This is a genomic window from Cryobacterium sp. Y57 (assembly GCF_002929505.1).
Taxonomy (GTDB): domain Bacteria; phylum Actinomycetota; class Actinomycetes; order Actinomycetales; family Microbacteriaceae; genus Cryobacterium.
In genome coordinates, this window is sequence record NZ_PJJL01000042.1 from 16,275 (window position 1) to 29,064 (window position 12,790).

The following is a 12,790-nucleotide window of genomic DNA, read 5'->3' on the forward strand; positions in this document are numbered from 1 at the left end:
GTCACTGCTCAGTTCTGAGGTGATGCTTGAAGAAGGCTGGCCGCTTCAGCGTCCATCCGTTCGGCCGCTTCCTGCGGAGTCACCCAACCGAGGACGACCTCTTCAAGAACTCCCGTGACCATATCGTCGATTGCATTGCCAGCAGCAGTCGGAGGCATGATCTGCGCGTTGACAAAAACACTCTTGAAAGCATCCGCTTTCTGGGGATTCTCACCGTAGTCCGCGCTCAACAATGCAGTGTCCAAAGCGCTCTTGACTGCGGGCGAATAACCGGTTCGAGCAGCGTAGATGGATTGAGCGTCAGTATCGGCAAACCAGCGCATGAATAGCCAAGCGGCAAGTTCTTGCTCGGGCTCCCCGGATGCCAGAATGACGTGGTTTCCACCAAACAACTGGGTAATGGGCTCATCGGTTTCTTGGGGAGTCAGTGCCACAGACCATTCGAACTTGTCCCCGATCTGATCGATTTTCGTCGAGGTCCGCGCCGTGGTTCCGATCTCGGTGGCAGTGCGCTCGTTAGTAAATTCCTGCTCGGTGTCTGTTGCCGTGTAAACGAGCTCGTCTTTAAAGAGTGCAGCCAACAATTCCAGTGACTCAATGGACTCCGGTGAAGTGAATTCGGTCGTTGCGGCGACGGCGTCGAAGGGAGTGATGCCCTTGGAACGCAGCATGTTGTAGTAGATACCGTTCTTTGCGGGCCCCATAGCGGAGTACGCCAATCCGGTCGTGTCCTTCAGCTGACGCGCCTGGTCGAGGAATTCATCCCAGCTGGTGGGTGGCCCGTCAATACCGGCCGTCTCGAACAGGTCAGCGTTATAGTACAGACCCATGCTCGAGTTTCCGTGGGGCCATGACAGGGTGAGCCCCTTGTAGGCATCCACTTGTTGCCTGGCTAGGACACCGTCGACGAGGTCGGCAAAGTCGTCTTTCGAGACACCGAATTGGTCGCTGTCCAGATACGCGTCCAGCGGCACAATCACATCGTTTGCCACATACTCAAGCACATCGTTTTCATAGGCCATCGAGACATCGGGGGCGCCGCCACCGGCGAGAGAAGCCCTTACGGCCTGATTCAGCTCCTGGTAGGACCCCTTGAAGGACTCGTTCACCACAATCCCCCACTCGTTTGTGGCGTTGAATTCCTGAACCATCTCAGTTATCGCTTCCCCGTAGACGGTCGCCTGGATGTGCCAGAAATCGATCTCCACTCCCGTGGGCAAGTCGATGTCATCAATATTTGCTGCGCTGACGGCCGCCTCTCCGGAGCTGGTAGCAGCTCCGAGGCCACAGGAAGTAAGCAGCAGGGTTCCCGCGAGGAAAAAGAAAGTTAGAGCTGATTTCTTTATCATATTCATATGATTTGTACCTCCGGTAAAGTTAGTGGAATGGGTTGTGGTCAGTCTGGAAACGTTGCGAAACCTAGTTGAACTGGTCAGCCTTTTACGCCGAAGGCTGTGAGGCCTTCGATGAAGCGACGTTGAACGAACAGGAAGAATATAATTCCCGGGACCGCGACCAATGTCGTGGCGGCCATGAGCAGGTGGTAGAGCGAACCCTCATCACCGGAAAAGAGCATCAGCCCAAGTTGCACGGGCCGAATGGATTCACTCTGCGTAGCAATCAATGGCCACAAGAGCTCGTTCCATCGCCCGATAAATCCGAACAACACCACGGTCAGTACCGCCGGCATGGTCATGGGAATGAGGACTCGCCAGAGGAATGTCCAGTGAGATGCGCCGTCCATGCGCAGGGCATCCCAGTAGTCGCGAGGAACAGCCATGAACGCTTGGCGAAGTAGAAAGACGGCAAACGCACTGGCGACACCGGGCAAGATCATTCCGGCATACGTGTCATATAATCCGGAGCCACCCTCCCCAAAGATGCTATTTCCGCCAACCAAGGGGATCTGTCGAATCAGAACATAATTGGGGACAATTCTTGTTTCGAACGGAATCATCATGGTCGCTAATACGAGCATAAAAAGCAGGTTATTGAATCGGAACTTCAACCGGGCAAAAGCGTAAGCCGCCATAATTCCCGTGAATAGCTGTATGGCAGTACCAACGACGGCGACTACGAGACTATTGAAGAAATAGCGTCCGAATCCTGAAGGCGGAGATCCCCACGCTTCAGCGTAATTCGCCCATTGTGGATCTGTCGGAAGCAAGGTGGGCGGCGATAGATTCACCTCTTGGAAAGTTTTGAGGGAACTGGAAACCATCCAAAAGAACGGGAAGAGCATTACCATCGCTCCGGCGATCAGGGCGGTGTACAAGACCACTCGGCTCGCTACTCGGTACCAGCGCTTAGCCGCATGTTTTCGTCTTGACCTCGTTGGAATACCGGCGTCTAGGTGCGGTCGAATTGCCTGACTCGGCGCTCTCTCAGTCGTCTGAAGTGCCACAGTGATGTTCCGCCTCTTTAATGTAATGGGATGTTGGCGAAAGAGTTCGGAGAGATCTACTCATAGTGGACACGCCGCTCAGCGAGTCGAAACTGCAAAAGTACAACACCCAGCACTACAACAAACAGCAGCATGGACAATGCCGCCGCAAATCCCACCGAGCTGGGACGTTCGTATAGGTGACGGAAAATGAGCACAGGTAGCGTCAGAGTGGAATCCAGCGGTGAGCCGGCCCCGGCCCCATAGCCACCACCGCTGGTCAACACGTAGACCTCGTTGAAACTCTGAAAGGCGCTGATTGTAGAAACGATCAAGAGAAGAAAAAGAGTGGGCGATACCAACGGCATCGTGATGCGGGTCGCCATTTGCCAAGAGTTCACGCCGTCCATCCGGGCAGCCTCTTTCACTTGGGGATCAATCGTGATCAGCCCAGCAAGGATGATGACGACAGCAAAACCCAACGAATTCCACACGCTAAAGGCAATGACGCAGACCAGAGCTACGCTCGGTCCTTCCAGGAATTCCGGCAGACTTTCTGACCAACCAATACCGAGTGCTGCAAGCACCTTCGGAGCGGCGGGTTCTGGATCCAGCAACCACTGTTGTGGTGGTAGGCCAACAGACTCGAGAGCCGAATTCAATACACCTATTTGAGGGTTGAGGAGCCAAACGAAGGCTAGGCCCGCGGCAACAGTCGATGTGACATACGGGACAAAGTATGCGGTACGCAGAATGCCTGAGAAACGTATCTTTGAATTCAGCATATTGGCAATTACAAAGGCGATAATTATCGTTACCGGCACGGTACCGATCACATAAAAAGCCGTAACGAGAAGACTGTTACCAACCTCGCCCGTGGCCCCGCCGGGGCCGCTGCCAATGTCCTCGAAAACTCTCTTGTAATTATCCAGACCAATGAATTCTTCTGCCTTTATCCCCCAGCGCCAAAGACTCATCCACGCGGAAAGAAAAATAGGGTATATATCAAAAGCCCACATGAGCAAAAGAGTCGGCGCTAAGTAAAGTGCCGGTAACCAAATCCGCTCTTTCCGTCGCTGTTTGCTTCGTCGGCGCATGATGATTTCTGCTGACATATTCGATTCCCTAGCCTCCAATACTTGATAGACATCAAACTAAGAAAGTTTGGTGAACCGGACAAGAAGTAAAAGTGGCACATAAGAAGACACAAGGTTACGTCGTCGTAAACAACTGGGCTATATCTCATTGAATAACGTGACAACTCGAATAGTGACTTAATATCACTTGCGACGAACGCGGGAGTTTTGGCTGAATCGGGGCGACAGCCGCATGACAAACGGTGAGACGCGCAGCGCATGCCGGCAAGAACTTGACGAGCTCAGATCCTGTGAAACGCTCTCGCGGTCATCTCCGGGCACGCATCATAGCGAGTGAAGGACCGCATCGTTGTCGTGCAAGTTCAGCTACATCCGGACGAACTCGCGGCGTTCGGCACGACGGCGCACGAACCCGCAAGGCAGTAGATACGCACCTTCTATATGGCTGAGGAGGTGCGTCGATGGAAAGAAAAGTGTGGAGGTCCTTCCCAACTGTCCGAATCCCGGGTTGCGACTTCAGGCTTCTCTCGATAGCAAGCCCCTGCTCACTCCCCCATAAGTCGCTTCTACAGCACCTGCCCGGACCTGGAGATCAAAGCGGATGATGACCCAACGACCGCAGACCGATCTCGGCGACGAGCTGACCAACCTCGGTATCGGCCTCCTGATCGGTGCGGCAGCGTTGGCCCTGCTCCTTCGTGGCTCGCGTGCTGTTGCGGCCTGGGCAACTGGTATCGCGCCGCCCACTGGCGGGCCGGAAACTGGGCTCGCGGTGCTCCTAAACCCGGGCGGCCCCGCGACAGCGCTGAGGGCACCGGGTCTGAACCCGGTCGCCTACTGGGTGACGACGATTGTATTAGTCGGTCTGGCATCCGCTTTAGCGATTGGATTGTGGCTCATGTTCAGGGGCGTCACGACGAAGGTCGACCCTCTCCGCATCGCTGGCATTGCGACACGGGCAGAGGTTGCCCGCGCCGCGTCGCATTCGGCCATCATGAAACGCGCGACGCACCTTCGAGCGTCGCTCGCGAAGGCCAGCCCGAGCGATGTCGGTTATCGGATCGGGCGATCGCGGGGTAGCGCGGTGTGGGCGTGCGTGGAGGACTCGATCCTGGTGATCGGCCCGCCGCGCTCCGGCAAGGGCGCGCACATTGTGATCAACGCTATTCTCGATGCGCCGGGCCCGGTTGTGACCACGTCGACGCGACCCGATAACCTCACGACAACCCTGCGAGCGCGGCAACGGCTAGGGCCAGTGGCCGTGTTCGATCCGCAGCAGCTCGCTGCGGGGGTTCCTGTGGGACTGCGGTGGTCGCCCATTCGCGGGTGTGAGGATCCGCTCACGGCGATGATCCGCCCTGCGGGGCTCGCCGCTGGAACCGGACTGGCCGCGGGCGGTGTCGACGGTGGCGGATTCTGGGAAGCCAAGACCCGCACGGCCCTGCAAGCGCTGCTGCATGCGGCAGCGCTCGACCATTGCCCGCCAGCGGAGCTGTTTCGCTGGACCCTCGACCCGGCCGCCGCCCACGACGCGGTCGCGATCCTGCTGAGCACTCCCGCAGCGGCCACCGGCTGGGGCGACTCGCTCCGGGCCACGCTCGAGGCCGACCCGCGCACGCGCGACTCCATCTGGCAAGGTGTCTCGCTGTCCTTGGGCGCCCTGGCCGACCCCCGAGTCTTGGATGCCGTCTCACCACCCGAGGGCGAGGCGTTCGACCCCGAAGGATTCCTGCGCAGCAACGGCACGCTGTACCTGCTGGCGACCGGTGCCGGCTCGAACAACTCTGCGGCGCTGGTCTCGGCGTTCGTCGAGGACCTCGTTGAGACCGCCCGCCGCATCGCCGCCCGAAGCGCGGGCGCACGGCTCGACCCGCCCCTTCTGCTCGCGCTCGACGAAATCGGCAACCTCGCGCCACTCCCCTCGCTCCCCACGCTGATGGCCGAGGGTGGTGGCACGGGCATCACGACCATGCCGGTCCTGCAATCCCTCGCGCAGGCGCGCACGAAGTGGAGCGATAACGCCGCCAGCACCATCTGGGACTCCTCGATCGTCAAGATCGTGCTCGGCGGTGGATCCAACTCTCGAGACCTGCACGATCTCTCGACTTTGATCGGTGACCGCGACGAGCTGACCGACTCGACGACGGTCGGCGATCGCGGTTCGCGGTCATCGCAGCGGTCCATCCGCCGGGTCCCGATCATGCCGCCCGACACGATCCGCACCCTGCCCTTCGGCACCGGCCTGATCATGCTCCGCGCGGCGCCGCCGATCATCGCGACCCTACAGATGTGGACCGCGCGGTCTGATGCCAAAGAGTTGCGTACGAACCGCGAGGAAATCGAAGGGTTGATGCGGGCGCCAATTCGGAACACGCCCGCTCCGGAGCCGGTCGAGCCGGAATGACGACCAGCCGAACCCTGCGATATCTCTCGACCGCACTCCTATACAGAGGGTCTCGTTACCGAGCTGCGGGCATCCGCTCTACGTGCGTCACCACGCCCTCAACGGGATTACCCCGGCGTCAGGACGCAGAACTCATTTCCCTCGGTGTCGGTGAGCACCACCCACGGCACAACGCCCTGCCCACTGTCAGCATCGAGCGCGCCTAGTGTTCGCAACCGGGCCACCTCAGCCGCCTAGTCATCACGAAGGTACGGACGCAGGTCGAGGTGGACGCGGGTCCACACGGTGATGTCGGGCACGCGAATGAACTCCAGATACGGACCGACCCCCGCGGCCGACCGTAGCCGTGCAAAATCGTCGGTCACCTCGTGCAGGGTCCAATCCATCGCCCCGTTCCAGAACCGGGCGATCGCCCGCGGGTCCGCACAACTGACTACCACCGCGGCGATCGGTCCGGTGTCCGTGTAGATCGCTCGCGGTTCGAGCACGCAGAACGCGTTGCCCTCCGGGTCGGCCAGAACCGTCCACGGTACGTCGCCCTGGCCAATATCAGCGGATGTCGCACCCAGCGCTTTCAATCGCGCCACCAGTTCCGCTTGATGAGCCAAGGAAGAGGTGGCGAGGTCCAGGTGTGCGCGGTACTTCACCGTTTCGGGATCTGGAACTATGACGACGTCGACGCAGACTGCGACCGGATCCGGCAGGACCACGCCGGGCGGTTCAACGTTAGTCACGCCCGGACCTTCGCTGGACACACCCCAGCCGAGCGCAAACGCCCAAAACTGGCCGAGCACCGAATCATCCCGGGCCTTGAAATTCACCTGAACCAGCCGAAGGGCCATGGCGCCCAAGCCTATTCGCCTGCCAGACGTGCGACCAGGTAATGTCCGCGGAAAGTTTTCAGTGCCAGTACTGCCTCGCTGACCGGATTTCCTCGAGTACCGGCGCGATCGCAATGGTGCGCCTGGTGCACCTCCTAATGAGCGCGGATCACAACGGTCTGCTGAAAATACAGGAGGCAAAGTCCCATGGCACTTCACACCCAGCAATCGCTATCCGGTTTCATCGCTTCAGACCCGCAACAAACGGTCACTGAAAACGGCGACACACGATTCCACGTGCGCATCGGTCAGCCGCACTTCCGCCACGAATATAGCGGCAGCTTCACCGCGCTCGAGCCCACCTTCCACGACCTCGTCGCCTACCGCGCCACCGCCGAACGGGCGCTCACCCGATTCGCCAAAGGCGACAGCTTCGTCGCCGAGGGGTATGTGCGCACCTTCCAGGTCGATCGCGACGGCGAAGCCATCCAACGCGAAGAGTTTGTCGCCAAGAAGATCGGCCACGACCTTGCGCGAACCAACTATGAGGTCGACCGTACCCATCGCACAGGTGCGGACATCGAGGTCGAGCACGAGGCGGCAGCGGAACACACCGGCTCGAGGCGGTGAACTGGCGATGGCAGATTCACTCGTCGAGCGGGCTTCTGACGATCACGACGACGCATTCGGAGTGAGCTCGTTGGACGATCTCGACGGGCCGCTCGTGGCGGAGCCGCCGCATCCGATCAACTGGAACCTGCTCAGCGCCGACGACGCCGAAATCGAATGGATCGAACTCAACCGATGGGTGAACTGACTTCGACGCACGTACGGGCTGCCGGCATCCGTCGTGCCTCCGTTCTGGCATCGGCACCCCGAACTCGTCTGGGAACTCTCCGCACTGCACCTGCACTGGCTCGGCGCCTACGACCCCGACCAACACGGCTCCGCCCCGCTCGGCTGGCATCGCGACTTCGCGGATGCCCGCCAGCGGCTCCGCGACTAGGTCGCGATGTCAGGGACCCGCCTGGAGCGGGACCGGGCTACGCGGCAGACCGCGTGGCCGGGAGAACCTCCGGCCGACTCTGTCGAGGATGTGGTCATCGGCGATCGCGACGAGGACTTCGTTCAGTTTGTCGTTGATGACGTGGCCAGGCGACGCGAGGCAGAAGCTCGCATCAATGATGGACCCGACTTTCACTGATTCGCCTATGAGCATCCGGGGCAGCACGACTCGTCGTGTGCTCTCCATCGTGGCACTCGATCGGCCGCATCAGCAGGAGAAGTCCTCGGCGCATTTCCTGCTGTACCGGTGGGATTTGAACCCTAATACTGCCTCAACTGGGTAGCGGGACTCGCCAACGAACCGCAGAATTACGCGCTTGTTCAATCATATGAGCCCGGTTGGAATGGAAGCAATTTCGTTCAAATGTTGCCAAAATGTTGCCACACTCTTCCTCCGCGTCTCGACATTTCGACTCGTCTCGGTCTACGTGATCATCCGTTGATCGCGAGGCACTGAGCTTCCGAACGCAGTAACGAGCCGAAGAAGTGGTTATCGACAAAAAAGCGGTCGCGCAACCCCTGACATCGGTCAAAGGAAGCCCCGAACCTGCGATAAATGCGAAGCACTTTCGACCGGTTTGATTCCGACCGGCCGCACCCTGGGGCCGCAACGCCCGCGCATCTCCGATTCAGCGGAGCATCAATTTCTTCGCTGCTTCAAGTGCTTTTATTACCAGCGGACGCGTTGCTGGCACTGCATAGAGCACGACCCCACCGACGACCATAGCTGGAACAATCAGCTTGGGACCGGCTTCATTGCCGGCATTGCGCAGTTGCTGGCCATCGCGAATCGCTCCCCGCCATCGGGGCGCACATACTTCTTGTCGACCGGAGTCGATTCCGAGTGGCGCATGCAACTGAGTGACTGCCGCCCCCACGTTGTTGGCCGAAGCCGAAATGGCTTTTGCTGCCTTGTTATGAAGGACCACGTGAGAATTCGCGGTGCCCGCGCCCTCGTCGATACGCGCAACTACTCGCTTCGACGCTTCCAAGATGTCCGACCGCTTTTCTTGCCGATACTTCTCCAAAGCGCTGCGTTGAGCGTTGAGTTTGTCTGGTGACTCCTCCAAGACTCGGTCAAGCCTCATCACGTCGAGCGCGTCGTGCATCTCAAAGCAATGGGCGATAACAGCCAGAAACTCCGCAACATCGTTTTCGGCGCTCTTGGCGATCCTCACGCGCTCGCCCGCGTGGGCCACTCCATCAAGCTTGATGGCCACTCGATCGAGACCTAAGATCGCCCAACTCAACAGGTCATCGACGGCCCCAACTCGGTCCTGCACTGTGGACCATGTTGTCCGGTCCGTTCGTCCGCCCTGTTCTTCTCGCACGCTCATGGCCCGCTCGATACTACGACGGGTTCCGAACAGTCTTGCAAGCTCCGCATCCTTCTGAGCACGAAGTACCGCAGCTACTTTCGTGTCTATCTGGCCCAAGTACGCCTGGATTTCACGCATTTCTTGTTGACGCGCAATTTGCGCCATAACTCCGGCGGCTCCAGCGAGAACGGCGGGGTTAGTAACGAGGGCTCCACTTCCGCTGTCAATCTGGAGCCACTTGCTTATCGAACCTCGGTCGCCGATCATCGCGTGCTTTACGCCCCGAGTCGTCGACTCCATGAGCCCAAACTCCTTGACAAGCTCCGCGGACTCTTTAGTTAATTTGACCCACCTGCCAGAACTCGCTGCAATCTCTGATAACCCGTTGGCCATGGCCTCAGCTACCTGAACCGAGCTGCGGACCTTATCAAGCGAGAAATTCTCTGAGCTGGGGAGCAGGCCCCGGTCACGAAGAAACCGCTCAACTGCGGACTTCTTGCCAAGAATCGCCAAGCCCTCGCCATCACTTACCAGCTCAATCTCGTCACTCACAGCGTGACCTCCTTTGGCCGACTAAATTGGCATCATTATCGGGGGGACTGCCACGACCCATGTCGCCCAATTTAGCGCACGGCTCTGACAGCGACGTTTTCAAGGCACCCAGCCCACAAATCAACCCGTGACTCTATGTTGCTCACGGAATCGGTGAGAGCGTCGCTCATGGCGTGGCCCTGCATCTATTTTTTGACGGACGAGTTTTAGGCCCAGTTTGTCTGCGGAGCAGCGATAGTCGGGCGCCGAGCCGCAGGGCCGCCGGCCAGATTTGGAGATCGTCCATCAGGGTGCACCCAGTTGAGCAGTTCAAGGGTGCATCGGAATGTGACCGCGAGCGCTTTGTGGCGACGATCTGCGATCGCTCCTTAGGACATCGAACTGATCTCCGGCACCGGATTAGGTCAGGGTGATCGTCTTGTACGCGATGGGTTGTAGGACGGTTAGATTGCGAGGTAGGACCACCTTGATCGCTCGTTTGGCAATTCCCTTTTCACAGAGCGTGTCGAGAGCAGCGAGCAGGCTCACGAGAGCATCGACAAGGACAACGTTGTACCGATTCGGCCGAGGTACCAGAGTTCCAAACTCACCTGTCGAGCAGGTATCGGGAAGCTGACCAAAACCGTGGCTGGCCGCTGGCTAGCTTAGGCACCGGTCTCATCCGGTGAGCGGCTTACGTAATCAGAGATGAAGGTCGAAAGATCGGCGAGACCTCGATGGGGTCGCGGGCCTTCTTGTTGACGAAGTGTTCATGCATTGGGCGACCATGACGACCCGTACAGGGAACTGTTTGATGAACACGCTTGGTCCTGACGCGGGATGAGTGGATCAGTGCCGCCCTACCACCCGTATCCGTCACCTCCTTAACGCCGTGCTCGTCGAGCGCACACTCACTTTTCCTTGTGGTGACCAATACTCCTGTGTTTGAGTGTAAGTACCTAATTTGGGTTTTGCAGGACAAAGGCGTCTTTGTAAAAACGTACGCGGTGGGTTATTCAATGGAGATAAAGGAGAAGTGACTATGAAACGAGTTTCAAATAAGAAGGCTGTAGTGCTTGTTGTAGTACTGGCACTGGCCTTCATGAACATCGCGGCGGCGAATCCTGCGGCGAATACCAGCCTGCCAGATAACGGAACGAATGTTATCCCGGCGGATCGGATCATCGATCGAATATCCGACAAAATACCTGTGGATGAAGCCGCGACAAAGAAGTTACAGGAGTTCCAACAGAGGGAATCTTCGAGTCGTCAGTCGGTGACAGTCCGCACGCCGATCCCTCTACCCGATGGAGTCGCGCTGGGGACCGGCGAATTGGTTCAAGTGAATTACAGCGACGGCGTGGTTACGTATCAGGCTGTCGCTGCCGCATGCACCGTCACATCGAGCGTCACAAATCCGAAAGTCGTAAATGGGTCTGCAAGGTCAAGCCACTCCTATGGGCTCAGTTCAGACTGTTCAGAAACAACATCGGTGAACGCCATCCTGTCGTCCTATGCGGCACCCTGGTGGCATCAGAGAAGTTTCAAAACAACCACGGTGCGTCCAGGTATAACTGCTTACTGGTCAACGTCCAAGACATGCGTGAACACCAGCAGTAGGACTTGGCACGCGGAGAATGCAGTTGGTTCGTCTGTCGTCGGGCTCTCGGCCGATGTCAATCTGGCATGCAATCCGGGATGATAGTGAGAGTACTTCAACGAGGAGGGCATCCTGATTGAATCCCCGGCAACTTCACCATCAGCCCTCTGACGTTAATCATCATCGGTATCATCGGGGCATTGGTTGTTGCTATCGGATGGCACTGGCCAATTGTCGGTCTGACTGCCGGCATCGTCGTCGTCGCGGTTATCGCGGTTATCGTATTTGCTGTAGTAGGGCGAATCGCGTGGTCTGGGAACAGCTGGTTGGATCCGTTCAACGAAATAGGATTCGGCGCAGCGAGCGGATACCCGGCAATTGTCGGGGCCACGATGTTCACCGCGTCTGCTCTGAAAATGCGCTCTCACCGGATCCATTAGAGGTCTGCCTCATAAAGTGAGTGGGGGCAGCTGGTCGGGTTTGTTCGTCGCCCCAGTTCAATATTTTGCAACATGGAGCCAAAACGACTACACGCCGCAGCAGGAGCTGTGGGGTGTAGTCGTTGTTGGTGAGAACGCGATAAAGCGACATAGCACGCGCTGGGTTCACTGGACAGCTGAGTGGCGCAGACAGCTAGGGTCATATCTCTGATGAGATGCACGTCGCGGCCGGCCACTAACGTTTTTGCAACATGAGCAGTTACGATGTCTCGAATCCTTAGGGATATAAGACGTCTCACGGCCGTGATCTGCGCTTCCTGAAATTGGCGGAATCTGGCGGTGCGGCGAGTCTTGTAACTACGTCGCATAACCTACTGCTTGAATTGCGGTACTCACCGTGTTATGAGACACCCAGGAGCACAGTGACAAAGCTGATCGGCTACGCGCGCGTATCCACGCGCCAACAATCCACCGACCGGCAGCAAGTCGATATCTTGGCCTCCGGTGTGCGACGCGATGACCTTTACGTCGACCACGGCATCTCAGGCGCTCGAGCATCACGGCCGTACTTCGATCGCGCGCTCGACGCTCTCGAGGACGGCGACACCCTCGTCATCACAACCTTGGATCGGCTGGGCCGATCGACGCAGAACATGCTCGTCTTCGCCGAAGAGCTCCGCGGTCGCGGCGCCGGCCTTCGCGTACTAAACCTCGGCGGCGGCGACGTCGATACAGCAACACCGATGGGGTCCATGCTGTTCACGATCATGGCTGCACTCGGACAAATGGAACACGAAATCAAGCGAGAGCGTGTTGTCGACTCCATCAACAAACGCCGCGAAGCCGGCAAGGATTTATTAGGCGGCCGCCCGCGGCTCATCACCGACAGCCAGATTCGCAACGCCCGTCGACTCATCGACGGTGGAGAACCAGTGACAACGGTTGCCCGTGACCTTGGAATGTCTCGAGCAACGTTCTATCGCCGAACTCGGTCATTGGACCTCACCGGAGAGTCATCTGAGGCGTCCAAACGTGCCCCGTATAGCCTCCGCGGGATTCTATTGATCGAAGCAACACCTATTTTTAGGTGGTTTGAAATGTTTCGTAGTTCTTCCTCAGCAGCAGGTGTC

The 12,790-nt window shown here is 58.3% G+C and carries 7 protein-coding genes and 3 pseudogenes; 5 read left to right on the forward strand and 5 right to left on the reverse strand.

Features of this window, described 5'->3' with window-relative positions:
* Positions 1–8: 8 nt before the first annotated feature.
* From CXY72_RS01560 to CXY72_RS01570, 3 genes are all read right to left on the reverse strand, one after another.
* Complete coding sequence (locus CXY72_RS01560; RefSeq protein WP_158252433.1) at positions 9–1,349, reverse strand: ABC transporter substrate-binding protein; 1,341 nt, start codon at positions 1,347–1,349, stop codon at positions 9–11.
* Between the two features lie 83 nt (positions 1,350–1,432).
* A complete protein-coding gene (locus CXY72_RS01565) occupies positions 1,433–2,275 on the reverse strand; it encodes a carbohydrate ABC transporter permease (RefSeq protein ID WP_146071011.1) in 843 nt (280 codons plus the stop codon).
* Between the two features lie 185 nt (positions 2,276–2,460).
* Positions 2,461–3,498 (reverse strand): carbohydrate ABC transporter permease, encoded by a 1,038-nt coding sequence (locus CXY72_RS01570; protein WP_104125977.1) that lies wholly within the window; start codon positions 3,496–3,498, stop codon positions 2,461–2,463.
* Between the two features lie 586 nt (positions 3,499–4,084).
* On the opposite strand from CXY72_RS01570, the gene CXY72_RS01575 reads away from it, so the two are divergent.
* On the forward strand, positions 4,085–5,884 hold the full coding sequence (locus CXY72_RS01575) for a type IV secretory system conjugative DNA transfer family protein (RefSeq protein WP_104125982.1): 1,800 nt from the start codon (positions 4,085–4,087) through the stop codon (positions 5,882–5,884).
* A 107-nt stretch (positions 5,885–5,991) separates the two neighbouring features.
* On the opposite strand, the pseudogene CXY72_RS01580 reads toward CXY72_RS01575, so the two are convergent.
* Positions 5,992–6,726: pseudogene (locus tag CXY72_RS01580) on the reverse strand (VOC family protein).
* A gap of 186 nt (positions 6,727–6,912) precedes the next feature.
* Here CXY72_RS01580 and CXY72_RS01585 point away from each other — a divergent pair.
* Entirely contained in the window at positions 6,913–7,335 is a 423-nt protein-coding gene (locus CXY72_RS01585; protein ID WP_104125978.1) for a single-stranded DNA-binding protein, read from the forward strand.
* 7 nt (positions 7,336–7,342) lie between these two features.
* Positions 7,343–7,909: pseudogene (locus tag CXY72_RS01590) on the forward strand (hypothetical protein).
* A gap of 490 nt (positions 7,910–8,399) precedes the next feature.
* On the opposite strand, the gene CXY72_RS01595 reads toward CXY72_RS01590, so the two are convergent.
* Positions 8,400–9,641: a hypothetical protein gene (locus CXY72_RS01595; RefSeq protein WP_104125979.1), complete on the reverse strand. Its 1,242-nt coding sequence runs from the start codon at positions 9,639–9,641 to the stop codon at positions 8,400–8,402.
* Positions 9,642–10,662: 1,021 nt separating this feature from the next.
* Here CXY72_RS01595 and CXY72_RS19115 point away from each other — a divergent pair.
* Together CXY72_RS19115 and CXY72_RS01600 are read left to right on the forward strand one after the other, a co-directional pair.
* Positions 10,663–11,322 (forward strand): hypothetical protein, encoded by a 660-nt coding sequence (locus CXY72_RS19115; RefSeq protein WP_146071012.1) that lies wholly within the window; start codon positions 10,663–10,665, stop codon positions 11,320–11,322.
* A 760-nt stretch (positions 11,323–12,082) separates the two neighbouring features.
* Positions 12,083–12,658 (forward strand): annotated as a pseudogene (locus tag CXY72_RS01600) (recombinase family protein); the annotation flags it as partial.
* Between the last annotated feature and the right edge of the window lie 132 nt (positions 12,659–12,790).